The organism is Actinoplanes missouriensis 431 (genome assembly GCF_000284295.1).
Taxonomy (GTDB): domain Bacteria; phylum Actinomycetota; class Actinomycetes; order Mycobacteriales; family Micromonosporaceae; genus Actinoplanes; species Actinoplanes missouriensis.
The window spans coordinates 3,533,904-3,558,701 of sequence record NC_017093.1; the positions used below are offsets into that span (position 1 = coordinate 3,533,904).

The window sequence follows — 24,798 nt, forward strand, 5'->3', positions numbered from 1 at the left end:
CTGACATGCTGTCCGGATGTCCGTCTTTCATCAGCCACTGCGTGAGCAGATAGAGGCTCTCGTCGACGAACACCGCCAGGCCCTCGCCGCCAGCCTCGACGGCCTCACCGAGGAGCAGGCCCGCCGTCGGCTGGTGCCGTCGCGAACCACGCTGCTCGGTCTGGTCAAGCACGCCACGTTCGTGGAGAAGGTGTGGTTCGACGAGGCGGTCACCGGCCGCTCCCGAGCTGAGATCGGCATCCCGAAGACACCGGACCAGTCCTTCATCCTGGCCGGATCCGACACGATCGAGAGCGTGCGGAACGCGTACCGGAAGGCCTGTGAAAGCTCCCGGCGCGCCGTGGAGAAGATTGATCTCGACGATCTGTTGCCGGGCAATCGGCGCGGGCCGTTGCCGTTGCGCTGGGTCTACCTGCACGTGCTCCGGGAGCTGGCGCAGCACTGCGGGCACGCCGACATCCTGCGGGAGCAGATCCTGGCGGCTGAGTAAATCGCGGGCTCACGGGTACCGATGTGCCGTGAAAACCTCTCCCCTGATCGCGGCCGCAGCGGTGGTCCTGCTGGTGGGGGCCCGCGCACAACGGTCCCGCCACCAGCGATCCCTGCATCCGGCCGGCCGCTCGTTCACCGGCCGGCTGGAGATCTGGGGCGTTCCGGCCCCGACCGGATCCGACCTGCTGGACAAGCCCGGTGATTACCCCGTGACAGTCCGGGTGTCGAAGGGTCTGGGCAGCCGGGGCAGCCGCCCGGATGTGCTCGGCCTGGCGATCCGCATCCCCGGCCGTGACACCGACCTGCTGCTCTCCACCGCCGGAACCGGCAGACTGACCCGCCATCTGCCGATGCCGCGCCGCCGCTTCGACGCCCATTACGGGACGATCACCGCTTACCGCACCGGCACCGATCGCAAGATCTATCTCGCTGCCGCCCCGCTGCGCTCGGCCCCGCCCCTGGGCGGCACTCTCGACACGGTCACCGCGGCGGCGCTGACCGGCCGTGCCCAGCTGGTGCTCTTCGCCGACGACCAGCCGTTCGGCACAGTCTCGTTCGGCCCGCTGCTGCCGCCGTCGACCGACGCGGACCTGGCTTTCGACCCGATTCGCAACTCCACCGCGGACCTGCACCCGACCGGAACCATCCACGGGTCGCGCGCCCTGGCCTATCGTCTCAGCCAGCGCTGGCGCCGGCGCCCGGGCCCGGGCCCGGCCTGACCCCAACCCGGAGATCATCGAGGGCACGCGTGTCTCGGATCGGGAGTCGGAGCCGCGTGAGGTGGTGGCGGGGAAGGCGTTTGTCATGGCTCCGACGGTATGGCGAGCCGTCGTCGCGGGCGATCCCGCCAGCTGTGCTCCTGCGGTACAGCCAGCTGTACTCACTATCGTTCGACGAATGCGCCGTCATCTCGTCCGGAGGTTGCGTGCCGCCGGTGACGCCCTCGAGCACGTCGTCGGCGGGCTCGGCACGTCGGTGCTGGCCCTCGGCGCCGTCCTCTGGCTGCTCGTGGTCGCCGTCATGTGCCTCGCCGGGATCGGGCTCCTCCTCACACCGACCGTCTTCACGCTCACCCGTGCGGTGGCCGACCGGGAACGCCGCAGGCTGAGCCGCTGGGGCCCCGAGGTGCTCGGCCCGCCGCCCCTGCCGGCGACCACCCGGGAGCGCCTGCACGACCCGGCCGTCCGCAGGGAACTCGCGTGGGTGGTGTGGCACGGCACGGCCGGGTTCCTTCTCGGCGTCGTCGGGATCACGGTGCCGGTCCACGCGATCCAGAACATCACCTTCCCTCTCTGGTACCGGGCGTTCGAGCCTGAGGACCGCGGGCCCGGTCTCGTCTTCTGGCGTATCGACGACCTCGGCGACGCGCTCGTCGTCATGGTGATCGGCCTGGTCCTCGTCGTGGTCGCCGTGTCCGTGGTCCCCGGCATCGGCCGGCTGCTGGCGCTTCCCGGTCGCCGGCTGCTCAGCCCGGACGGCGACGTCGACCTGTCGCTGCGGGTGGCCGAGCTGACCGCCACCCGTGCCGCCGCCCTCGACGCGCACGCCGCGGAACTGCGCCGGATCGAACGGGCGCTGCACGACGGTACGCAGAACCGGCTGGTCGCCCTCACGGTGCTGATCGGGGCCGCCCGCCGGGCCGGCGAACGCAATCCGGACGCGGTTCCCGGCATCCTCGACCGGGCGCAGGACGCCACCGAGCAGGCCCTCGCCGAGCTGCGCGCGGTGGTGCGCGGCATCCTGCCGCCGGTGCTCGACGACCGCGGCCTGGCCGGCGCGCTCGGCGGACTCGCCGCCACCTGTGCCGTGCCGTGCCGGGTCGAGGTCGACGTGCCCGGCCGGTGCGCCGCGTCGGTCGAGGCGACCGCGTACTTCGTGGTGGCCGAGGCGCTCACCAACGTGGTGAAGCACAGCGGCGCGGCCTCGGCCGCCGTCACCGTGCGCCGGGTGGACGACCGGCTGCACGTGCGGATCACCGACGACGGGCGCGGCGGCGCGGCGCAGAGCGGCGGCTCCGGGCTGAGTGGCATCCGGCGGCGGGTCGAGGCCTACGATGGCCGCTTCGAGATGGACAGCCCGCCGGGCGGTCCGACGACGCTGGACGTGGAGCTGCCGTGCGGATCGTGATCGCTGAGGACGACCCGCTGCTGCGTGAAGGGCTCACCCTGCTGCTGCGCGCCGAGGGACTGGACGTGGTCGCCGCGACCGGCGCTCCCGGACCGTTCCTCTCCGCTGTCGACGAGCACCGGCCGGACGTCGTGATCGTCGACGTGCGGATGCCGCCCACGCACACCGACGAGGGGATCGTGGCCGCCGTCGAGGCCCGGCGGCGGCAGCCGGAGCTGGCCGTCCTGGTGCTCTCCGCGTACGTCGAGCAGGCCTTCGCCGCGGACCTGCTCGCGTCCGGCTCGGCGCGGCTGGGATATCTCCTGAAGGAGCGGGTGGGCCGGGTCGAGGAGTTCCTGGACGCCCTGCACCGCGTTGCCGGCGGCGGCACGGCGATCGACCCCGAGGTGATCGGCCAGTTGCTCACCAGGCCCCGCCCGGACAGCTCGCTGGAGCGGCTCAGCCCTCGTGAACGTGAGGTGCTCGCGCTGATGGCCGAGGGCCTCGGCAACGCGGCGATCGCGGAGAAGCTCTTCATCACCGAAGGCGCCGTGCACAAGCACATCCGCCGGATCTTCGCGAAGCTGGGCCTCGCCCCCGACGACCGCGCCGATCGCCGGGTCACCGCGGTGCTGCGCTACCTCGACGTCGCCGAAAGGTAGTGCCTGCTGTACCAACATTGACCAGGCAGCTTCATTTTCCCGCCCGGCGAAATCGGAAAAGCTTCTCCGTGACGACAGCACAGGGAGAGGCACACCGATGTCCGCGGTTCGCGTTCAAGGCTTGACCCGTATTTATCCGGCAAGTGACGGGGAGCAGGTCCGAGCTCTCGCCGGGGTCGACGCCGACTTCGCCGCCGGCACCTTCACCGCGATCATGGGGCCGTCCGGCTCCGGCAAGAGCACCCTGCTGCAGGCAGCGGCCGGGCTGGACCGGCCCACCGAGGGCAGTGTGTGGATCGGTGGCACCGAGCTGTCGCGACTCTCCGAGACCCAGCTGACGAAACTGCGCCGGGGCCGGATCGGCTTCGTTTTCCAAGCCTTCAATTTGATCGGCGCGTTGACCGTCGAGGAGAACATCGTTCTGCCCCTCCGCCTGGCCGGCACCCTCCCCGACCGTGCGTGGCTCCGTCAGGTGATCGAGCGGGTCGGGCTCGGCGATCGGCTGCGGCATCGGCCCTCCGCCCTCTCCGGTGGGCAGCAGCAGCGGGTCGCCATCGCGCGTGCCCTCGCCTCGCGCCCTGAGGTGATCTTCTGCGACGAGCCGACCGGCGCGCTCGACACCGGCACGGCCGCTGAGGTGCTCACCCTGCTCCGCGGGGTGGTCAACGAGCACGGGCAGACCGTCATCATGGTCACCCACGATCCGGTCGCCGCCTCCTACGCGGACCGGGTGATGGTGCTGGCCGACGGCCGGATCGTGCACGACATGCCGCAGCCGGGCGCCGACCGGATCGCCGAGCACCTGGCCGCCCTGGGCCGGCGCCCGCATGCGGCGACCCCGAGCGCCATGGGCTTGAGCGTCGCGACGGCGGGAGCACCCCGATGATCACGCTGGCTGCACGGATGCTGCGCCACCGTCCCGGTTCCTCGGTGGCCACCCTGATCGCTCTCACTCTCGGCGCCCTGATCCTGACCGCGATGGGCGTGCTCATCGAGTCGGGGCTGCGGTACCACCCGGCGCCCGCGCGCTATGCCGCCGCGGACCTGGTGGTGGCCCGCCCGGACACCACCTTCACCACGAAGCAGTTCGACGGGGAGGTCTATCGGAGCACGGCTGTCCTCCCCGAGGGAGGAACCGTTCCCGCCGCGCTCGCCACCCGGATCCGCGAGCTGCCGGGCGTCGCCGCGGTCGCCGTCGACGAGGGCATTCCGGTTGACGGGCGGCCCTCCGGCCGCGGCTGGTCCAGCGCGGCCCTGACCCCCTACCAGTTGACGACCGGCGTCGCTCCCCAGCACCGCGGCGAGGTGGTTCTGGACGGGGCAGCCGCGGGCGGCGCGCAGCCCGGCGACCGCGTCGACCTGTTGATCGGCGGGGAGCTGCGTCCGTATCTGATCACTGGTCTCGCGACCGGGAGCGGACCCGCCGCTGTCTTCTTCACCGACGCGGAGGCTGCGGCGCTGGCACCGAAGACGGGTGAGGTCACCGCCATCGGTGTCGACGCCCAGCCAGGCGCCGACGTCACCGAGTTGCAATCCCGGATCGCGACCCTCGCCGGCGACGCACGCGTCCTGACCGGTGGCGACAGCGGCCTGGCCGAGCATTCGGAGGACCGCGCCGCCGCCGGCCTGCTGGTCCAGATCGGTGGTTCGTTCGGCGGCTATGTCGTGTTGCTGATCGTCTTCGTGGTCGCCGCCACGGTTGGTCTGTCCGTGCGTCACCGCCGCCGCGACCTGGCGCTCGTGCGGGCCGTCGCCGCCACTCCCGGCCAGGTGCGCCGCATGATCATGTTGGAGTCCGCCCTGGTCAGCGTGGTCGCTGGAGCGATCGGCGTACCGGCCGGACTTGCCGCCGCCCACTGGCTGACCGGCGAGCTCACCGGCCGGGGCTTCCTGCCGTCGAGCTTCCCGATGCTGCCGGGCAGCATCGCCGCACCCGCCGCTCTTGTGATCGTGCTCGCGACGGCGGTCGTCGCGGGATTGCTCGCCGCCCGCCGTGTCGCCGGCATCAAGCCCGCCGAGGCGCTGGGCGAAGCGGCGATCGAGCCGGCCGATCCTGGGCGCAAGCGCCTGATCAGCGGCGTGATTGCGCTCGGCGCGGCGGGTTCGGCAGCGGGTGCGGCGGTCGTTGCCGGCGGGCAGACCGCGATGGGGGCCGCGCTCGGCATGCTGTACCTGTTCGTCCTCGCCGTCGCGCTGCTGGCGCCCTGGATCAACCGGATCGCGGCACGGCTGCTCGACCGCCCGTTGCGCGCGGTCTTCGGCACGAGCGGCTACCTGGCGTCAGCCAACCTGCGAGCCAACGCGCGCGGCACGGCAACGGTGCTGACGTCGCTGGTCCTGGCGGTCGGCTTCGGCGGATCGGTGTGGTTTCTGCAGAACAACCTGGAACGCCAGGCGGTCGCCGAAAGCCGCGCCGGCCTGCTCGCCTCGCGCGCGGTGGTCGCTCCGGCGGGGCTGTCCAGCTCCGCGGTGGCCGAGCTTCGAGCAATTCCTTCGGTACGGGCTGTCACGCCGACCCGGCACACGTCGGTCATCGTCCCGCTGATGGGCGACGCGGAGACGATCGTCGCGCGGGCTGTGGACCCCGCGTCCCTGGGGGAGACCCTCGACCTCGGTGTCATCGAGGGCAGCGTCGGCGAGTTGCGGGACGGGACCGCCGCGGTGTCGCGGACGCAGGCGTCCCTGTTCGGCTGGGATCTCGGCGAGAAGGTCGAGATGCGGCTCGGTGACGGCCGGTCGGCGCAGGTCCGGATCGTGGCGATCTACCAGCGCGGGCTCGGCTTCGGTGACGTGATGCTGCCGCTGTCACAGGTCGGCGGGCTGAGCGACGAAGTGCTGATCAGCGCGCCGGTCTCGGCGTCCGTGGACGCGGCGGTGCGTGACGTCGCCGCGACGCACCCCGGCAGCGCCGTCGTCGACACCGCCGAACTGACCGGCGGGCTCGCCCGCGACCTCGCCCTCAGCGCCTGGCTGAACCGGCTCCTGATCGCCGTGATGGTGGGGTATGCGGTGGTCGCCGCGGCCAACACGATGGTCATGGCTGCGCTCGCCCGCCGCCGCGAGCTCGCCATGCTGCGCCTGGCCGGGGTGACCAAGCGCCAGATCAAACGCATGGTCAACGCCGAGCAGGCCGGTCTGCTGGGAACCGCGGTCGTCCTCGGAGCCTCGATCGCCGGGCTGACCCTGAGCAGCGTGGTGCGAGCGTTGACCGGAAACCCGGTGCCGTACGTGCCGGCGATCGGAGCGCTGACAGTCCTCGGCGGGGCAGCGATTCTGGCGCTGGCCACGACGGTGCTGCCGATCGCCCGGCTGCTGCGGACGCCGCCGGTCGAGGACATCGGGATCAAGGAGTGAGCTCCGCGATGACGGGGTGGCTCGGGTCGGTGACCGGGGAAGGGAAGGCGTCACTGCGTACGGTGCTGATCGTTCCCTTCGCTGGTAGGTCACAGCCACGAGGAGCATCCGCGCCATGCGTCAGCAACGATCCCGCCCGTTCGGCGTCCGCGCCCTTCTGCTGGGCGCCGCCGCCGTCCTCGTCACCGGAGTGGGCGCGGCGTTCGCCATGCCCAGCCGGGATGCCGGGCCGCCGCTCGCCGTCTCGAAACTGGCGCTGCACTGTGTCGGCGACGCGGCCGCCAGCGCCCGCGCCGGGCGGACGCCGGTGCTGCTCATCCACGGGACCGGGTCGAACTTCCAGGCGAACTTCTCCTGGAACTGGGCACGGGCGTTCGCTCTCGAGAAGCGGGCGTACTGCGGGATCGACCTGCCGGACGACGCCAGCGGGGACATCCAGGTCGCCGCCGAGCATGTGGTGCAGGCGATCCGCACCCTGCACGAGGCCGCCCGGTCGCCGATCGCGCTGGTCGGGCACAGCCAGGGCGGGCTGATCGGGCGGTGGGCGCTGAAGTACTGGCCGGACACGCGGACGATGGTCGACGAGTATGTTGCGCTCGCGCCGCCGAACCACGGGACGAACACGTTCGTCGCCCAGTGCGAGGCGGCGGGGGAGTGCCCGGCGGCTCGGTGGCAGCAACGGACCGGGTCGCGGTTCCTCGCGGCGCTCAACGACGGGCCACAGACCTGGCCGGGCATCGACTATACGCAGGTCATGACGCATCTCGACGAGATCGTCGTGCCGTACAGCTCGTCGGTTCTGCCGGCCGGCGCCAACGTGAGCAACATCGAGGTCAACCGGATCTGCCCGGGCGAGACCGTCGAGCATTTCGGGCTCGCCTACGACAACGCGGCGTTCCTGATCGGCATGGACGCGCTCACCAACCCGGGTCCCGCGCAACCCGCTCGGATCGGCGCTGGCCGGTGCGGTCCGCCGCTGATGCCGGCGGTCGACCCGGCGACCTTCCCGACGCGGGCGGCGGCCGCGCTGGTGCAGAGCGCCAACGCGATGGTCACCGCCCAGCAGCTGGCGGCGGAGCCGCCGTTGCGCTGCTACGCCTCCCGGGATCAGCGGGACTGCACGCCGACTGCACGGTGAGGGTGCCGGCCTCGGGGTCCAGGTGCGCCGGCACGCCGAGGCCGACGGCGGCTTGCGGTCCGTCGTGGCCGATCTTCAGGCCGTGAAGCACGGGCACGCCGAGCCGCTCGACGTGTTCGGCGATGACCTCGTGCGGCTCGCGCGGCAGGAACCGGCCGAGCACGATCCCGGCCAGCCCGTCCAGGCTGCCGGAACGTTCGAGCTGCACCAGCATCCGGTCGACCCGGTAGGGCGCTTCGCCGGTCTCCTCCAGCAGGAGAATCGCCCCGCGAAGGTCGAGCTGATGCGGTGTTCCGACGTTGGAAGCGAGCATGGTCAGGTTCCCGCCGAGCAGGACGCCGGACACCGCCCGGCCGAGCAGGGTGCCAGAAACCGCGACGCCGCGCTCGGTGCCTGCCACCGCGACGCCGCGCTCGGCGCCTGCCACCGCGACGCCGCGCTCGGCACTTGCCACCGCGAGGCCGCGTTCAACTGCCGGTGCGGCACCAGTCGGCTTCTCGCCCGTCAGCGTGATCGGCTCGCTGGTCATCAGGGCTCGCCGCGCGGCCTCGGCCGAATCCGGCAGGCTTGCTCCGGTCGGGCCGTGCACGGTCGCCAGCCCGGTCTCGCACCAGAGCGCCGCGTGCAGCGCCGTGATGTCGGAGAAGCCCATGAGCAGCTTCGGATCGGCGCGCACCGCCTCGAAGTCGAGCCGGTCCGCGATGCGCTGGGTGCCGTAACCACCGCGCAGGCAGATCACCCCGCGCACCTCGGGGTCACGCAGAGCGTCGTTGAGATCAGCGAGCCGCTCGTCGTCGGTCCCCGCGAGGAAGTCACGCCGGCCCAGCGCGTGCGGTCCGAGTCGGGTCCGTAGCCCCCAGCCGCGCAGCACCCGGGCCGCGCCCTCGGCCTGTTCCGGGCGAACCGGCCCGGCCGGCGACACCAGAGCGACCAGGTCGCCGGGCCGCAGCGGCTCCGGTCTCATGTCCGGCAGCGTAGTGTCCGAGTGAGCGGGGTCGTGCACCGATCCGGCCTGCGCCCCCGGCCAAGCCGTGAAGCGGGCGGCCGGGCGATCACGGCCGGTCAGCGGGCCACCACGGAAGTCGGGCGGTCCGCCGGGCATCACGGACGGCCAACGGGCCGTCCGGATCCTGGCCGAGCGATCACGCCCGGCGACCGGGCACCGCGACGGGCGGGCACCCGGCGGCCCGCCACCACGGGGCCCGCCACCACGGGGCCCGCCACCGCGGGCGAGCGCACCACCAGCGAGGGCACCACGGGCGACGGCACTACCCCGTCCCCGGCCGAGTCGGGGACGGGCCTGCTACACGGACGGGTGATGGTAGCTCCTGCGCGCGGCTGGTTAGTGAGGTACTTATCATGGCCTGCGTCCGCTGAACGCCTTATAAGGTGTGTGGATCACAATCGCGTACCCACACTGTTAACAGGGAGATGCTCATGGCCGAGCCGATCAACGTAACCGTCACTGGCGCTGCGGGGCAGATCGGGTACGCGTTGCTGTTCCGTATCGCCTCCGGGCAGCTGCTCGGGGCGGACAAGAAGGTCAAGCTGCGCCTCCTGGAGATCCCGGCCGCCACCCGCGCCGCCGAGGGCACCGCGCTGGAGCTGGAGGACGGCGCGTTCCCGGCGCTCGCCGGTGTGGACGTGTTCGACAACCCGAAGCAGGCGTTCGAGGGCACCAACGTGGCCCTGCTGGTTGGCGCCCGCCCTCGTACCAAGGGCATGGAGCGCGGCGACCTGCTCGAGGCCAACGGTGGCATCTTCAAACCGCAGGGTGAGGCGATCAACGCGGGCGCCGCCTCGGACATCAAGGTTCTCGTGGTCGGCAACCCGGCCAACACGAACGCCCTGATCGCCCAGCAGCACGCGCCCGACGTGCCGGCCGACCGGTTCACCGCGATGACCCGCCTCGACCACAACCGGGCGCTCGCGCAGCTCGCCGGCAAGCTCGGCGTGTCGGTGGAGGCCCTCAAGAAGGTCACCATCTGGGGCAACCACTCGGCGACGCAGTACCCGGACGTCTCGCACGCCACCGTCAACGGCAGCAGCGTCCGCGACGCGATCAACGACCAGGCGTGGCTCGCCGACGAGTTCATCCCGCGGGTCGCCAAGCGTGGCGCCGAGATCATCGAGGTTCGTGGCGCGTCGTCCGCCGCGTCCGCCGCGTCGGCCGCGATCGACCACGTCTACACCTGGGTGAACGGCACCGCCGAGGGCGACTGGACGTCGGCCGCGGTCGTGTCGGACGGCTCCTACGGCGTGCCGGAGGGCCTGATCTCGTCGTTCCCGGTCACCGCGAAGGACGGCCGGTTCGAGATCGTCCAGGGCCTGGAGATCGACGAGTTCTCCCGCACCCGCATCGACGCCTCGGTCGCCGAGCTGGTCGAGGAGCGCGAGGCGGTCCGCAAGCTCGGCCTCATCTGACCGTCACCGGAGCAACGGCCGGCTCCTCCGCGAGCCGGCCGTTCCCGGCGACACGACAGAGCCGACGGGCGGTCCCACAGCGACGAGCGGCCCGACAACGACGACGGACGTCACCGCGGCCTGGGCGCGCATCGACGGCTGGATGCGCGAGCACTCCCCGCGCAGCGCGGCGATGCTGCCCGGCCCGGCCTCACCCGACCGGATCCGGCGGTGTCACTGGGGTCGACGAGCTCTGGTGGAGCCTCGCCGACCAGACCGACCTCAACGGCCGCCCCCTGCGCCCGGTGCGGCCCCGCGCCGGATCGTGAGCTTCTCCAGGCGCCGGGCCCCGAAGCCCACGATCCCGCGACTCACAGCGCTGCCAGGGCGGAGGCCGGGTCCTCGATCGCGTCGGCCACCACGCGCATGAAGCCCGCGGCGGTGCCCCCGTCGCACACGCGATGGTCAAAGACGAAGGACAACTGCGCGATCTTCCGTACGGTCAGAGCCCCGTCCACCACCCACGGCCGGTCGATGATCCGGCCCAGGCCGAGCATGGCCACCTGGGGGTGGTTGATGATCGGGGCGCTGCCGTCGACGCGGAACGCTCCGTAGTTGTTGAGGGTGAACGTTCCCGGCACGGTGGACTCGCCGCGGCGGGCACGGGCCGTCACGTCCCGGATCGCCGCGTCCAGCATGCTCGTGGTCATCGCCTGCGCGCCCGCGACCGCCGGGACGACCAGGCCCCGGTCGGACTGGACCGCGATCCCCAGGTTGATCTCGTCGAGTTCGACGATCTCCTGGCGTTCGGTGTCGAGGCGGGCGTTGAGCACGGGATACTTCCGCAGTCCGGCGACGACGAAGCGGGCCACGTAGGCGAGCAGGCCGGGTTCGGTGCGCTGCCGCAGCTCCCACAGGGGTGTGGCGTCGACGTCCACCCAGACGGTCGCCTCGGGAATCTCGGCCCGGCTGCGGCTGAGCACCGCCGACGCCGCCTTGCGGAACCCGCTGAGCGGGATGCGCCGCTCACCCGCGACGGCCGAAATCGCAGCGACGGGAGCCGCAGCGACGGGAGCTGCAGTGACGGCGGCCGTAGTGACGGGAGCCGCGGCGACGGGGGCCGCGGCGACGGGCCGCCCGGCCGCTTCCACGTCCTGACGGGTGATCACACCCCCCGGCCCGGTGCCCCGCAGCGCGGACAGATCCACGCCGCTCTCCCGGGCCAGCCGCCGCACCAGCGGCGACGCCACCCGAGCCGGCCGCCCCGCCGCCACGACGGACCCGGACGCCACGACGGACGGGGACGCCACGACAGACGGGGACGACACGGGAGACGCGGACGCCACAGCAGACGGGGAAGGGGCGGAAGACACGGGCGAGCCGCCCGAAGCGGCAGGCCCGGCCGGCGACGTCCGCCCCTTCGGCCGCCGATGCCGGGTCGCCCCGGTGCCGGGCTTGGTCCCGTACCCGATGAGAACGTTGCCGGAACCGGCCCGCTCCTCCTCGCGATAGGCCTCGCCGGCCGCCGAAGCCGCCTCCGAAGCCAGCGCCGAAGCCACCGCCGAAGCCGCCTCCGAAGCCAGCGCTGAAGCCACCGCCGCCACCGTGATCAGCGGCTCACCGACGGCGAGCGTCGTGCCCTCGGCGGCGTGCCGGGTCGCGACCCGTCCGGCGTGCGGGGACGGCACCTCCACCATCGCCTTCGCGGTCTCCACCTCGACCACCGGCTGATCGACCTCGATCACGTCGCCCTCGGCGACCAGCCAGCGCACGATCTCCGCCTCGGTCAGGCCTTCGCCCAGGTCGGGCAGGGTGAACGTGTTCACGCGTACTCCCACTGCAGCTCGTCGACCGCGTCCAGGACGCGGTCCACGGACGGGAGGTGGACGTGTTCCAGCTTCGGCGGCGGGAACGGGATGTCGAAGCCGGTGACCCGCCGGATCGGGGCGTGCAGCGAGTGGAAGCAGCGCTCGGTCACCCGGGCGACCACCTCGGACGACACGCTCGCGAACCCGGCCGCCTCGGCGATCACCACGGCCCGGCCGGTGGACCGGACCGCCTCGCACACGGTCTCGTCGTCGAACGGGACGATCGAACGCAGGTCCACCACCTGCAGGCTGCGGCCCTCCTGCGCGGCTGCCTCGGCGGCCTCCAGGGCGACCGGGACCGCCGGACCGTACGCGATGAGCGTGGCGTCGGTTCCCGGGCGGCGCACCACGGCCCGGCCGATCGGCGGCACCGCGGCGGTCAGGTCGGCCTCGGCGCGGGAGAAGTACAGCTTCTTCGGCTCCAGGAAGACGACCGGGTCGGGGGACTCGATGGCACGGCGCAACAGCCCGTAGGCGTCGGCCGGATCGGACGGCGCGACCACGTGCAGACCCGGCGTGTGCGCGTAGTACGCCTCCGACGAGTCACAGTGGTGCTCCACGCCGCCGATGCCGCCCGCGTACGGCACCCGGATCACGATCGGCACGCCGACCCGCCCGCGGGTCCGGTTGCGCATCTTCGCGGCATGGCTCACCAGCTGCTCGAACGCCGGATAGGCGAACGCGTCGAACTGCATCTCGACGACCGGGCGCATGCCGTTCATCGCCATCCCGATCGCCATCCCCAGGATCCCGGACTCGGCGAGCGGGGTGTCGAAACAGCGCTGCTCGCCGAACTCCGCGGTCAGCCCGTCGGTGATCCGGAAGACGCCGCCGAGCGGACCGACGTCCTCGCCGAACATCACCACCGTCTCGTCGGCGCGCATGGCGTCGCGCAGCGCCCGGTTCAGGGCGTTCGCCATGGTCAGTTTCTCCATGGTCGTGGTCATGACGGTACCTCCTCACGGGACAGTTCATCGGCGACCATGGCCTGCTGTTCGAGCAGCTGGGGGGTGGGTTCGGCATAGACGTGCGTGAACAGATCCCGGTAGTCGGCGACCGTCTCCGCGTTCAATCCGGCGCGCATCCGCTCGGCCAGATCCTCGGCCCGCGCCGCGACCACGGCCCGCTCCGCCTCATCGATCAAACCCCGATCATGGAGGTACGTGGCGAGCCGGGCGATCGGATCGCGGCTCAGCCACGGGGTCACCTCGTCGTCGGAGCGGTACCGGCCCGGATCGTCGGCGTTGGTGTGCGCCTGCACCCGGTAGGTGTGCGCCTCCACGAGCTGCGGGCCCTCCCCGGCCCGGGCGCGCTCCACGGCCGTGCCGAGCACCCGCAACAGCGCTGCCACGTCGTTCCCGTCGACACGGTGGCCGGGAACCCCGTACCCGATGCCCTTGTGCGCCAGCGACGGCGCGGCAGTCTGCCGCGACAACGGCACGGAGATCGCGTATTCGTTGTTCTGGATGAAGAACACCACCGGGGTACGGAAGACCGCGGCGAAGTTCAGCGCCTCGTGGAAGTCGCCCTCGCTTGTCGCGCCGTCGCCGCAGAGCGCCATCACGACGGTCGGCTCACCGCGCAGCCGGGCCGCGTGCGCCACCCCGACCGCGTGCAGCAGATGGGTGGCGAGCGGCGTGGCCTGCGGCGCGACCCGGGTGGCGAGCGGGTCGTAACCGCTGTGCCAGTCGCCGCGCAGCAGCGTCAGCGTCTGCACCGGGTCGACGCCGCGCGCCACGATCGCCGCGCTGTCCCGATAGGTCGGGAACAGCCAGTCGCCGTCGCCGAGAACCTGAACACAGGCGACCTGGCAGGCCTCCTGACCGTGCGAAGAGGGGTAGACCGCGAGGCGGCCCTGCCGGACCAGGGCGTTCGCCTGGTCGTTGAAGCGGCGGGCGGCGATCAGCGCGGCGTACGCGTGGACGAGTGCCTGGGGTTCGGGCATGTCGAGGCCGACGTGCGGAACGGGGTGGCCGTCCGGGTCGATGAGCGTCACCGGCTCCGTGGACGGCAGCAGGTGGGCTGCGTCACGTGTCATGCACGGATTCTGATTTGGCAGCCAATTGAACACCATACCCCCGGCAAACTCGAGATATTGTTTAAATCAGGGGGGTTCCCCACGTCCAATCGTCCAAGATCTGGCGGGCTGTGTGCCGGCCGGCGAGACAGGTGGCACCGTGCTCGACGACACCGATCGGCGCATCCTCGCGGAACTCGCGCGGGATGGGCGGATGTCCATGCGTACCCTCGCCGAAACCCTGCACATCTCCCGCGCCAACGCGTACGCCCGCGTCGCCCGTCTCCAGCAGGACGGCGTGATCCGCGGCTTCCACGCCGACGTCGATCCGGTCGCGGCCGGTCTGACCACTGCCGCCTACGTGACGCTCAACCTGCAGCAGGCCAACTGGCGGGAGGTGCTCGCCCGGCTGCGCACGCTGCCCGGCGTGGTGCACATCGGACTGGTCGGCGGCGACTTCGATGTGATCCTGCTGGTCCGCGTGGCGGACAACACCGAGCTGCGGCACCTGGTGCTCGACGAGATCCAGGGGATGCAGGGTGTGGTCAGCACGCGGACGCTGCTGCTGTTCGAGGAGTCGGTGCCGGGCGGGTAACGCGGCTGGTCGTCAGTGTCGTCCGGGAGTGGGCGGGGGAGCAGTGAGAGCCAGCTCGGTTCGTCCAGCTGGTCGTCAGTGTCGTCGGGCGTCGTTTCCCGTGCACTCAGCACCAGCCGGACCGGCTGGTGCTGAGTGCTGGCCGGCGGATCTCGGCGGATGATGGTCGTGTCGTGGGCACGGTCTGCCGAGATTGGCGGCAGGCGGCAGGCGGGGAGCGCGCCGGCACCCCTTCACACGGCCATCACCGGCGGGAACGGCTCCCGGCTCGGCCGCGCCTCGTACTCCCTCCACGCATCCGCCAGCCGCCGCACCGCCTCCCCCAGCTCCTCCTCCGAAGCCATGAACTGCACCCGCAACCGATCCCCGCTGCCACCCCCGGCGTCCAGCCCGGCCCCCGGCAGCACCGCCACCCCGTGCCGCAGCGCCACCTGCGTGAACGACCCGCCGTCCCCGGACGGCAGCCGCACCCACAGCGTCTGCCCGCCGGGCACCGCCGGAGCCTCCCACGACGGCAGCAGCCGCCCCAGCTCTGACCGCAAATGATCGTGCTGGGCCTTCCGCCGCACCGCCGACCGTGCCACCAGCGCGTCCAAGGTCGGGAGCAGGGCGGCTGCCGCGAGTTGCGCGGGGACGTTTCCGCCCAGATCCATCACGGTACGCATCCGGGCGAGCCGCGCCACCATCCCGGCGGAGGCGCGCACCCAGCCGACCCGCAGGCCGCCCCAGACCACTTTGCTCAGCGACCCGATGGTGATCACGTCCGCGGAGTGAACCGCCATCGGCGGCGGCACGGCAGCCCCGGGGAAGCCGAGGTCGCACAGCACCTCGTCGTCGATGAGGGGGACACCGGCCGCCGACGCCGACAGCGCCGCCCGCCGCCGCAGAGGCTCCGGCACCACCTCGCCGGTCGGGTTGTGGAACGCGGTGATCCCGTAGACGGCGGCGAGCCCGGCCGGCCCGCTGGTCACCGGCACCGCTCCCTCGGCCCGGAACGCCTCCAGGGCCCCGAAGTACGTCGGCGCCTGCACCAGGACCCGGTCCCCGGGCCGGACCAGGGTGCGGGCCAGCAGTGTGAGCGCCTGCTGACCGCCGGTGGTGACCAGGACCTGATCCGGCTCGGTCGGCAGCCCGCGTGATCGGTAGCGGTCGGCGATGGCCGTGCGCAGCGCGGGATGTCCCATCGGGTGGTACCCGATGTCGCCGGCGATCCCGGCCAGGTCGGGGAGGATCCGGGCGTACGCGTCGACGAGTTCCGGCGGTGGCGCGTCCGGTGCGGCACAGGCCAGCATGATCACGCCGTCGCGGGGTTCGAGCAGGTGCAGGAAGCCGGGCGCCTCGGTGGTCGGTTTCGGTGTGCCGGAGTCCGGGCCGGCGACCCGGGTGCCGCTGCCCTGCCGGCGCACGATCCGGCCCTCGGCGGCGAGCAGGTCGTACGCGGCGACGACCGTGCTGCGGCCGACCGACAGCGCGGTGGCGAGGACCCGGTCCGGTGGCAGCAGCGTGCCCGGCGGCAGCTCACCGTCGTCGATCAGGGAGCGGATCCGCGCGGCGAGCAGCAGGTACAGCGCGCCGCGCCCGGACGACCACCGCCCGAGACGCTCGACCAACCCGATTGGCTCCATCAGCAAACCAATCTAGCGGCATTGGCTCTGCCGGGGAACGGCCCGCGCGCCCACGATGAAGGACATGACCGTCTTCGCTGCCAGCCCGATGACCTCGCTGATCGACGACCACGCCCGCTACGACCTGGCCGAGAGCACCTGCCCGCCGGTCAGTGTCGGTCAGCTCGCCGGCCCGGAGGAGCTCGCCGCGGTGCCCCTGGGATACGGCACCACGCGCGGTGACGCCCGGCTGCGTGAGCTGATCGCCGCGGAATCCGCCGTGACTCCGGATCAGGTGCTCGTGACCGCCGGCGCGGTCGACGGGATGTTCCTGCTCGCCCAGGCCCTGATCCGGCCCGGCGACGAGGTGGTCCTGGTCACGCCCTGTTTCCCGCCCGCGCGGGCGGTCCCGGAGGCGCTCGGCGCGGACATCCGGGTCGTGCGGGCGTCCTTCGACGAGGGGTACCGGCTGCCGCTCCCGGGTATGGCGGCGGCGCTCGGACCCCGTACGAGATTGGTGTCTCTGGCTTCTCCGCAGAATCCGTCGGGGGTGAATCTGACCCCGGGGGAGCTGCGGGACCTGGTCGGCGTGGTGCGGGAACGCGCACCTCAGGCGGTGATCCTGGTCGATGAGACGTATCGTTTCTCGACCTACGGGGACGCGAGCGTCCCGCCGCCGGCCGGGCCGGGGATCGTCACGTGCGGCTCGGTCTCGAAGGCGCACGGCGCGCCCGGCCTGCGCGTCGGCTGGCTCACCGTGACCGATCCTGATCTGTACGAGCGGTTGCGTGACGCCAAGTTCCACACCGCGATCGCGTGTTCCGGTGTGGACGAGTTCCTGGCGGCCCGCGTGCTCTCCCGGGCCGGTGAGATCCTCGCGCCGAGGGCGAAGTTCCTGGCCGGGCAGCTGGCGGCGCTGCGCGAGTGGGCCGCCGCGAACGGGGTCGCGATGGTGGAGCCGGACGGTGGCCCGCTGTGCTGCCTCAAGGTCCAGGATCGGAGCTTCTACCAGCGACTTCACGACCTCGAGGTACGCGTCGCGCCGGGCTCCTGGTTCGGCGAGGAGGACAGTGTGTTCCGGCTCGGGTTCGGGCACCTGTCCGCGGACGACTTCAGCGCCGCTCTCGACCGTCTGAGCCGGGCGCTGCGGCCTTGACGCCGTAGAGCGTCACCAGCTCCGCGCCGATGCGGGACAGCTCCGCCCGTACCGGATCGGGGTCCTCCACCTCGACGATCGCGCCCCACCCGGAGAGCGTGCGCGCGATGTCGCGGGGCGTGGGCGCGCCGACCCGGGCCCGCACCCGGCCGTCGGGGAGCACCTCGCCCGGATGGCAGTGCAGCCCGAAATGGTCCTGCAGCACCCAGAGGAAGCGCTCCGGGATCAGCACCGTGGCCCAGGTGCGCGAGCGGCGTTCCTCGATCGCGCCGACCACCTCGGTCCACGCCTCGTCCAGGGCGAAGTCGCCGGGACGCTCGAACGACCGATCGAGAACCGTGAGATCGCTGATCCGGTCCACCCGGAAGGTGCGCCGCCCCCGGTCGGTCCCGGCCAGCAGGTACCAGACGCCGTCCTTGTCGATCACGCCCCACGGGTCGGCCTCGCGCGTCGCGTCCCGGTAGCCGAACCGGATCGCCCGGCGGCGCACCACCGTCTCCTGCAGGATCCGCACGTCGCCGGGGACGTCCCGCTCGCGCTCGCCCCAGCCGGCCGGATCCCGCAGCGTCGCGTCGGTGGCCGCCCGGGCCTCGTCCCGGTACGTCGCGGGCAGCGCCCGCAGCAGCTTGCGCAGCGCGGCCTTGAGCTCGCCGGATGCATCCGCGGCAGGGCCGGCGAGCAGGAACAACGCGCGCGCCTCGGGGGCGGACAGGCCGCTCAGGTCGGTGCGCGCGCCACCGATGAGCTGCCAGCCGCCGTGTCGGCCGGGCTGCGGATAGACCGGGATGCCGGCCGCCGACAGCGCCTCCAGATCCCGCCGCGCGGTGGCGACCGAGACCTCCAATTCGGCTGCCAGCTCGGCGGCGGTGATCCGGCCACGTGCCTGCATCAGCAGGAGGGCGGCTACGAGGCGGTCGGCGCGCATCGTCCGAGAATAAGTGCTCAGAAGGTGAGCACTTAAGTCGGCAGGATGAGGGCATGACAACGCTTCGTGGATTCACCACCGTCACCTTCTTCGCCGACGATCTGGACGCGGCCCGCGCCTGGTACACCTCGGTGTTCGAGCAGGAGCCGTACTTCGTGCGGGACGGGGCCTACCTGGAATGGCGGGTCGGCGACTACCAGCACGAGTTCGGCCTGCTGAACAGCGCGTACGCGCCGCACCGGCACACCGGGGAGGCCACCGGGGCGATCATCTACTGGGCGGTCGACGACGCCGAGGCGGCCTATCGGCGGCTGCTCGGGCTCGGCGCCACGCCGCACGACAAGCCGGTCGAGCGCGGCCCCGGATATGTCACCGCGTCGGTGCTCGACCCGTTCGGCAACATCCTCGGCGTCATGCGCAACCAGCATTACGACGACGTGCGGGCGCTGGCGTCACCCGAGCGACAGGATCAGCGTGGTCGCTGACGCCGCCAGGAACACCACCCCGCCGACGATGTTGCGGGAGCCGACCCGCAGATGGGCGACGATCGCGCCGACGAAGTAGAGGACGAGGCCGGCGGCGGCGAGCCGGCCCAGCCACGGCACGGCGAGCCCGGCCAGCAGCCCGACCGTGCCGGCCGCCAGCAACAACCCCAGCACCGGTACGAAGCGGCGCGGGATGCCCTTCATGTCGGCCTGCGCCTTCGGGTACTCGTGACCGATCAGGTAGAAGACGGCGGCGCTGCCGGTGAGCAGCGCCGTGACGACGGTCATCGTTTCCATGCACAGTGGACGACACGACGCCCGGAAACGTGACAACTACCTCGATCGAGGGAAACAACGGTCGCCATCCCGGACATCCGCCCAGCTCATCGGCGTTCTCGTAAGGGTGTCGGCCGTTCGTCCGGGTGGCCGTGCGCAGGCGCGCGGCGAGACTACCGGCCGAGCGCGACGACAGGTCGCGGAGCCGGAAAGAGACGGACATGTACTTCCAGAACGTCGCGGGCGGGAACGTGCACATCGGGCAGCAGATCGCCCACAACACCGGAACGGTCACGACCGGATCCGCCGGCCCTCTCGACCCTGAACTCGACCGCCTGCGGGCCGCGCTGCGCGAGGCAGGCCTGGACCGTGACGTGCGCGAGGAGGCCGAGCGGGAGATCGAGGCGGCCCGGACCGCCCTGGCCGGCGCCGACCTGGCCGGCACCGTTCTCGCCGGCCCTGACAAGAATCGGGCGATCCGGGCGTTGCGACGGCTCAGCGGAACCGTGGAGGGGTTCGCCGGTCTCGGCGCGCTCGCCGGGTCGGTCATCGCCGCCGTCGAAGGGTGGCCGGCGTGACCGCGTTCACCAACGAGGCCGACGGTGACCTGCACATCGGCACACAGATCGGTGTCCTGCACCACGGCGCCACCATCTACCAGACCGCGCCGGCCGCCGCTCCCGCCGAGAAACTGCAGGTGGCGGTGAACTACCTGCGCGGCGGCTCGCCCCGGGAGGCGGAACGGCGGATCTCCGCGCTGGTCTTCGAGGACGGGCTCAGCTCCGCCGAGGTCGCGTACCACTGGGTGCTGTCGGTGCTCAGCGGACGGTCCCTGACCAGCCTCAGCGGCGCCGAGATGCACCAGCTGGACCAGGCGTTCACGATGTCCGAGCGGCATCCGAGCGGCCGGTGGTGGCGCTGCGTCGAAACGATCCGGATGCTGGTGAACGCGCTGCTCATGGTCGGTCCGGACGGCCAGCCCCCGCCGCAGGCCCTCGGCCGGGCGCTGCAGGCCTACGCGACGCTGCCCGACGACGACCGCCAGGACATCGAGCGGCATCTGACGCTCACGCTCTCCGGGGTTGCGCAGGACCACATCGAGGACCTCAACGCCGACCACGTGCGCCGGGCCCGGACGGCCGGGGACCGTGCGGTACGCGTACCCAAGTTCTTCGAGCCCGACCCGGCCGAACCGATCGCCAAGATCTCGCGTCCGGCGCCGGCCGAGTCGACGTGGCTGCCGCTGGCCGGCGGCGGCGCGCTGCTGCTGGTCGGCGCGGTCACGCTGGTCCAGGCCGCCGGCACCCGCAGCATCGTCGCCGCCGTCGCGGTGTTCGTGCTGCTCGTGGCCGGTGGTTACGCGGTGGTCCGGCACGGCCTGGACCGCGCGTTCCTGCGCAGCCGGCTCGCCGCGAAGGAGGACGAGTTCCAGACCGGGCGGCGTCCCGCGTACACCGGACCCGGCGGCAACGCGCTGAGCGCCGGCTTCACCGCCACGATCGCCACCGTCGTCGACCAGGCGTTCGTGAACGCGCAGCCCCGTGAGCACCAGATGCGCGACGCGTTCTGGCGCGACACCACCGGCTTGCGCATCGCACTGCAGGGAGACCTGATCGATCTGTACGGTGTCCGCGGCATCCGGCCCGAGGCGATCCGGTGGCTGGCAGCGCACCACGCCGAGGACATCGCAGGCCGCTGGCGCGACGGCAGCCTGGACGACTTCCGCCGCCGGTACCGTCCCGCCGCCATGTCTCCGGCCTTCCTCGGTGGCCTTGCCGCGCTGGCCGGGGCCGGGCTCGTCGTCCTCCTCTCCGCGACCGCGATGACCGCGTGCGCGCTGGTGGTGGCCGCTCCGCTGCTCTGGTTCGGCGGCCGCCTCGCCCATCGCGGCGGCCTGGCCCTCTACGGCGAACGCCGCCGGATCGCCCTCGACACCGCCGAGTTCCAGGAGCGTTACCACGCCGAATGCCTCGCCTACGACAGGTGGGTCGGCTGGCTGGCGGACCGTCCCACCGACGTGGAGATGGGCAACTGGCTGGCGCTGGACCTGGCGCACTGGAAGCGCGGCGTGATGGCCGACTACCGCCTCTCCAACCGTGACCTCCTCACCCACCTGACCCTCACCGAGGCCGCGCCGCGCAGCCGCCGCGCCCGTGACGTGGGCGGCCCGTTCCGGCACTCGGCCTACACCGTCCTGCTGTTCCTGCTCACCGAGGGCGGCGTCCGCCAGGTGCAGACCCGCCTCGACTTCGTGACGGGCGCCTTCTCCGGCGAGCGGCGCACGACGTTCCGCTACGACGCGATCGGCTCGGTCCGGGTCACGGAGGTAGGCCTCCGCGTCGACGACCAGAAACTGGTCTCCCGTCAGGCATTCCAGCTCTCCCTGAACAACGGCGAACGCATCCGCGTCCTCCTCGACGACTTCGCCGACGAGCCCGTCGACGACTACCGCGAGAGCGCCGACCACCTGGCCCGCCTGGCGTCGGACGCGGCCGGAGTCACCAGCGCCACCCACATCCTGGAGGCGGTGGCGGCGGAGGGCCGGGAGTGGATCGCCTTGGAGCGCCAGCGCTTGCACCGCCGCCTGCCCCGCCAGCAACCCCCCATGCCGTCCCCGGTCACCTATCCCGGCCTGTCCGGCTGACCGCGCGGGCTTGACCCTCGACCCGCTCGAGCCCTTAACGTCCCCGTCATGCACACCGTGGAGACCTTGGAACCGATCGTGCGCGCCTCCTGGGACGCCGACACCTGCGACCCGCACGACCTGCCGTGGCGCCCGGACAACCCGGAGCGCGGCCAGTGCGGGGTGACCGCCCTGGTCCTGCACGACCTGCTCGGCGGAGACCTGATCCTGGGCGAGGTCTTCGAGGACGGTCGCAAGGTCGGCCACCACTGGTGGAACCGGCTGCCGGACGGCCGCGAGGTAGACCTGACAGCGGCCCAGTTCCACCCCACCGAGACCGTGACGGCCGGCCGGGTCCAGCACCGTCCACCGGGCCCGCCGCGGAGGTGCCGCGCTCAGTACGAACTGCTGAGCAGCCGGGTGGCACGCCACGTGAACCCCGCCGCCGGGGGAGGGGCCGATCACATTGCGCCCGGGGAGGCCCGTGGGTGAGGATCGGGCTCATGACGAACGGAAAGGGCGCCACGCGCCGCACAGTGTGAACGGCCCCGCGGCGGTTGCGCCGCCGGGCGACCATGGCTGGCTGGACGCGGCCATCCTGTCGGGTGATGTCCTGATCCCCGGCAGCGACGGGCGATCTCGTGTCTTCGCCGAGGTCGGAGCCGACCGGGACGGGCCGGTGACCCGTCACCTGCTGACTTTTGCGGCCGACGACCGTACGTCGGTGCGGCGGACGGTCTTCGCGTTGCTCGAGCACCTGTTCTTCCAGAGATCGGGCCCGCCCTCGGTGGCCGGCGCCGCCGAGGCGGCCCTCACCGATGTGGACCCGCAGGTGCGGCGGACCGCGGCGGCACTGCTGGTCTCCACCGCTGACCCGGACCGGGCCGCGGCGGCGCTGCACGCCTGCTCCGAACCGGTCGCGCGGATCGCCCTCGTGGACGCCTTGACCAGGCCCGCGAGCACCCGGCCTCGACCCGATCTGAACCGCTTGCGATCGGATCCCGTGCCGGCCGTCCGGCTCCTGGCCAACGTCGCTCTCTTCAGCGGGGACGACCCGGCGGCGTGGACCCGGCTGGACACGGCGGTCCGCGCCGACCTCGATGCCTCGGCGGGCGTTCTCGACGCGTCCGGGTCTGTTCTCCGGCTGACCGCGGGGGAGCGGTGGGCGCGAGTGCTGACCGGTTTCGATCGGGAGGGGGACTGCTACGGCTGGGTGCGGCGGCTCACGGATTCTGCCGAGAAAGCACAGGTCAGGCGCGAAGGCGTACGTATGGCGGTCGAGGCGATGCGCCAGTGGCGTGCGGCACCCACCCGGCTCGCGCCCGTGCTGACCGCTTGCTTGAAAGAAGACCCTTCCGAGGTGCGGTCGTCGGCACTGCGCGCTGTGGCCGCGTCCCTGACCGCGTCCCGGCTGGCCGCCGACGATCTCGCCGCGACGCTGGACGACCCGGAGCTCGGCGCCCCGGCCGCCGTCGGACTCGGCAGCACCGGCGACCACCGCGCGGTCCCGCACCTGGTCCGTCTCGTGCTGACCGAGGGCTCGCGCTCCGGTGACGCGCTTGCCGGCCGCGAGGAGGCTCGCCTGGCGAAAGCGTTCCGGGCGGTCGCCCGCGCCGGCGCCGACCCGCGGGCGCCGGTGGCCGCGGCCCGGCAGATCCTGGCGGAGCAGCCGGATCCGTGTGCGGTGGCCCTGCCGATGAGCGTGCTCGCCGCGTTCGGTCCGGCCGCGGCCTCCGCTGTGCCGGAGCTCATCGCCATGATCAGGGTGCTCGGGAACGACACACCGGGCTGCGTCTTCGACGTCCTCGGGCGGATCGGTCCCGCGGCCGAGCCCGCGGTTCCGCTGCTGCGGCAGCACTCGACGCAGAGTGCCGCGCTCGCTCTGCTCCGGATCACCTCGGACCGGGCGGTGGCCGACCGATACCTCGCCGGCCGTCCGGAGGAGCTTCGCCACGGCCACGTCGCGGCGGAACTGCTGACCTGGCTGGCCGGGCACGGCGGGCTCACCACGCGCCAGCACCGGCAGCTGCGGAGCCTGTTCCGGCGTCCCGGTTTCGGGCAGGTGGAGTCGGCCGGCGCGGTGTGGCTCCACGAAGGCCCCGCGGCGGCGGCCGAGCTGCTGGAGGTCCTCACGGGTTACCTGTCCGACGACATGCGCGGACCCGAGGCGCTACGCGTACTCACCGCGATGGGACCGCACGCGCTGCCGATCATCGACCGGCTGGACCGGTCCACCGCGTCCCGGCGTCGAGCCGGCTTCGACATCGGTGACTGGGATGCCGAGATGCGCGCGGACGAGATGCTGCTCGCCGCCAGCCTCGACGCCCGCGAACGCATCGCCGGCGATCGCCGGAAGGCTGTCACGGAGTCCGGGTGATCGGCGATTGAGGCAGCGCATCCGGCCACCGCGGCGAGGACCGGCTGGGTGGATCGGCCGTCACTGCACACGGCCCGGATCGGCGGTGCAGGTGTACCACCCCCGCTCCGACACCTGGTCCCGCGGCCGGCGCCGCCCGAGCCGCGGGCCGAAGCGGGAGCGGTCACCCTGCGCAGCCGACCGGGCGCCGGGCCCGCGCCGGGGTCGCAGCGGGTGCCGTGGCACTCCGCTCAACCGGCATCAGCGACGAGCTCCACCTCGAAGCCGGCCGCGTTCTCCAGATAGGCCGCATACGTCCCCGGTCCGCCCGCATGCGGATGCCGGTCCGGGAACAGCAGCGTCCACCCGTGCCCCGCCGCCTCGGCGACGACCGCGTCCACCTCCGCCGGGGAGCCCGCCCACAACGCCAGATGATTCAACCCGGTACGCATCCGGTCGTGGCCGCCGCGGACATGGTCCGGCCCCGATTCGATGACGATGTACGCGTCCCCGTTCACCCAGCTGCACCCGGTGTCCCACCTGCTCCCCACGGTGTAGCCGAGCCGGCCCAGCAGCCACGCCCACGACCCGTCGTCCGCAAGCCACAATTCCAGGTGGTGCAACCGTCCACGCTCGCGCACAGCGACGAACATAAAAGCGAAGTGGCTGACCCGGAACTGCCGGAACGGACGCGCCTGCCACCCGATCGTGGAATCGACGGTGATCAGCGGAAACTGC

General features: G+C 72.4%; 23 protein-coding genes. 15 read left to right on the forward strand and 8 right to left on the reverse strand.

The genetic code is table 11. The features are described from left to right. The first annotated feature begins 16 nt into the window (after positions 1-16). The 7 genes from AMIS_RS16520 (at position 17) to AMIS_RS16550 (ending at position 7,752) form a co-directional block, all read left to right on the forward strand. Complete coding sequence (locus AMIS_RS16520; protein ID WP_014443475.1) at positions 17-490, forward strand: DinB family protein; 474 nt, start codon at positions 17-19, stop codon at positions 488-490. A gap of 28 nt (positions 491-518) precedes the next feature. Next, entirely contained in the window at positions 519-1,211 is a 693-nt protein-coding gene (locus tag AMIS_RS16525; RefSeq protein WP_014443476.1) for a hypothetical protein, read from the forward strand. Positions 1,212-1,389: 178 nt separating this feature from the next. Next, a complete protein-coding gene (locus AMIS_RS16530) occupies positions 1,390-2,619 on the forward strand; it encodes a sensor histidine kinase (protein WP_014443477.1) in 1,230 nt (409 codons plus the stop codon). Next, positions 2,607-3,260 carry a response regulator transcription factor gene (locus AMIS_RS16535; protein WP_041829834.1) on the forward strand — a complete coding sequence of 218 codons (654 nt, stop codon included), beginning with the start codon at positions 2,607-2,609 and terminating at the stop codon, positions 3,258-3,260. Before AMIS_RS16530 ends, AMIS_RS16535 begins: the two co-directional genes overlap by 13 nt. Positions 3,261-3,357: 97 nt before the next feature. Next, positions 3,358-4,146 carry an ABC transporter ATP-binding protein gene (locus tag AMIS_RS16540; RefSeq protein WP_014443479.1) on the forward strand — a complete coding sequence of 263 codons (789 nt, stop codon included), beginning with the start codon at positions 3,358-3,360 and terminating at the stop codon, positions 4,144-4,146. Further along, positions 4,143-6,614, forward strand: a complete 2,472-nt coding sequence (locus AMIS_RS16545; RefSeq protein WP_014443480.1) for an FtsX-like permease family protein — start codon at positions 4,143-4,145, stop codon at positions 6,612-6,614. Before AMIS_RS16540 ends, AMIS_RS16545 begins: the two co-directional genes overlap by 4 nt. Before the next feature lie 115 nt (positions 6,615-6,729). Then, the gene (locus tag AMIS_RS16550; RefSeq protein WP_014443481.1) at positions 6,730-7,752 is read left to right on the forward strand and encodes an esterase/lipase family protein; all 1,023 of its coding nucleotides are present in this window, start codon (positions 6,730-6,732) and stop codon (positions 7,750-7,752) included. On the opposite strand, the gene AMIS_RS41685 is transcribed toward AMIS_RS16550, so the two are convergent. After that, positions 7,667-8,716, reverse strand: a complete 1,050-nt coding sequence (locus AMIS_RS41685; RefSeq protein WP_014443482.1) for a S66 peptidase family protein — start codon at positions 8,714-8,716, stop codon at positions 7,667-7,669. The genes AMIS_RS16550 and AMIS_RS41685 overlap by 86 nt on opposite strands. Before the next feature lie 473 nt (positions 8,717-9,189). Between AMIS_RS41685 and AMIS_RS16560 the strand changes: the two genes are divergently transcribed. Continuing rightward, positions 9,190-10,176 carry a malate dehydrogenase gene (locus tag AMIS_RS16560; RefSeq protein ID WP_041830943.1) on the forward strand — a complete coding sequence of 329 codons (987 nt, stop codon included), beginning with the start codon at positions 9,190-9,192 and terminating at the stop codon, positions 10,174-10,176. A 350-nt stretch (positions 10,177-10,526) separates the two neighbouring features. On the opposite strand, the gene AMIS_RS16565 is transcribed toward AMIS_RS16560, so the two are convergent. The 3 genes from AMIS_RS16565 to pdhA are packed head-to-tail and all read right to left on the reverse strand — an operon-like array spanning position 10,527 to position 14,061. Continuing rightward, a complete protein-coding gene (locus tag AMIS_RS16565) occupies positions 10,527-11,981 on the reverse strand; it encodes a dihydrolipoamide acetyltransferase family protein (protein ID WP_014443484.1) in 1,455 nt (484 codons plus the stop codon). Continuing rightward, positions 11,978-12,958 (reverse strand): alpha-ketoacid dehydrogenase subunit beta, encoded by a 981-nt coding sequence (locus AMIS_RS16570; protein ID WP_197538129.1) that lies wholly within the window; start codon positions 12,956-12,958, stop codon positions 11,978-11,980. The genes AMIS_RS16565 and AMIS_RS16570 overlap by 4 nt, the downstream gene beginning before the upstream one ends. Positions 12,959-12,966: 8 nt before the next feature. Further along, entirely contained in the window at positions 12,967-14,061 is a 1,095-nt protein-coding gene (gene pdhA, locus AMIS_RS16575; protein ID WP_014443486.1) for a pyruvate dehydrogenase (acetyl-transferring) E1 component subunit alpha, read from the reverse strand. 139 nt (positions 14,062-14,200) lie between these two features. On the opposite strand from pdhA, the gene AMIS_RS16580 reads away from it, so the two are divergent. Continuing rightward, positions 14,201-14,635, forward strand: coding sequence for an Lrp/AsnC family transcriptional regulator (locus tag AMIS_RS16580; protein ID WP_231859320.1), 435 nt, complete (start codon positions 14,201-14,203; stop codon positions 14,633-14,635). Between the two features lie 233 nt (positions 14,636-14,868). Here AMIS_RS16580 and AMIS_RS16585 read toward each other — a convergent pair whose 3' ends face one another. Next, entirely contained in the window at positions 14,869-16,260 is a 1,392-nt protein-coding gene (locus AMIS_RS16585; RefSeq protein ID WP_014443488.1) for an aminotransferase-like domain-containing protein, read from the reverse strand. Positions 16,261-16,324: 64 nt separating this feature from the next. On the opposite strand from AMIS_RS16585, the gene AMIS_RS16590 reads away from it, so the two are divergent. After that, positions 16,325-17,395 (forward strand): pyridoxal phosphate-dependent aminotransferase, encoded by a 1,071-nt coding sequence (locus AMIS_RS16590; RefSeq protein WP_157434894.1) that lies wholly within the window; start codon positions 16,325-16,327, stop codon positions 17,393-17,395. Here AMIS_RS16590 and AMIS_RS16595 read toward each other — a convergent pair. Beyond that, complete coding sequence (locus AMIS_RS16595) at positions 17,352-18,320, reverse strand: helix-turn-helix transcriptional regulator (RefSeq protein ID WP_014443490.1); 969 nt, start codon at positions 18,318-18,320, stop codon at positions 17,352-17,354. The genes AMIS_RS16590 and AMIS_RS16595 overlap by 44 nt on opposite strands. A 53-nt stretch (positions 18,321-18,373) precedes the next feature. Between AMIS_RS16595 and AMIS_RS16600 the strand changes: the two genes are divergently transcribed. Beyond that, positions 18,374-18,805 (forward strand): VOC family protein, encoded by a 432-nt coding sequence (locus AMIS_RS16600; RefSeq protein WP_014443491.1) that lies wholly within the window; start codon positions 18,374-18,376, stop codon positions 18,803-18,805. On the opposite strand, the gene AMIS_RS16605 is transcribed toward AMIS_RS16600, so the two are convergent. Next, positions 18,773-19,102: a DoxX family protein gene (locus tag AMIS_RS16605; protein WP_014443492.1), complete on the reverse strand. Its 330-nt coding sequence runs from the start codon at positions 19,100-19,102 to the stop codon at positions 18,773-18,775. The two genes, AMIS_RS16600 and AMIS_RS16605, sit on opposite strands and share 33 nt — an antisense overlap. Positions 19,103-19,302: 200 nt before the next feature. On the opposite strand from AMIS_RS16605, the gene AMIS_RS16610 reads away from it, so the two are divergent. Genes AMIS_RS16610 through AMIS_RS16625 form a run of 4 tightly spaced genes read left to right on the forward strand, consistent with a single transcriptional unit; the run spans position 19,303 to position 24,081 of the window. Then, positions 19,303-19,659, forward strand: coding sequence for a hypothetical protein (locus tag AMIS_RS16610; protein ID WP_041829836.1), 357 nt, complete (start codon positions 19,303-19,305; stop codon positions 19,657-19,659). Beyond that, a complete protein-coding gene (locus AMIS_RS16615; protein WP_014443494.1) occupies positions 19,656-21,725 on the forward strand; it encodes a hypothetical protein in 2,070 nt (689 codons plus the stop codon). Before AMIS_RS16610 ends, AMIS_RS16615 begins: the two co-directional genes overlap by 4 nt. Positions 21,726-21,773: 48 nt before the next feature. Next, entirely contained in the window at positions 21,774-22,196 is a 423-nt protein-coding gene (locus AMIS_RS16620) for a YunG family protein (RefSeq protein WP_014443495.1), read from the forward strand. Between the two features lie 46 nt (positions 22,197-22,242). Further along, positions 22,243-24,081, forward strand: a complete 1,839-nt coding sequence (locus AMIS_RS16625; protein WP_041829838.1) for a hypothetical protein — start codon at positions 22,243-22,245, stop codon at positions 24,079-24,081. 230 nt (positions 24,082-24,311) lie between these two features. On the opposite strand, the gene AMIS_RS16630 is transcribed toward AMIS_RS16625, so the two are convergent. Continuing rightward, positions 24,312-24,713 (reverse strand): VOC family protein, encoded by a 402-nt coding sequence (locus tag AMIS_RS16630; RefSeq protein WP_014443497.1) that lies wholly within the window; start codon positions 24,711-24,713, stop codon positions 24,312-24,314. Between the last annotated feature and the right edge of the window lie 85 nt (positions 24,714-24,798).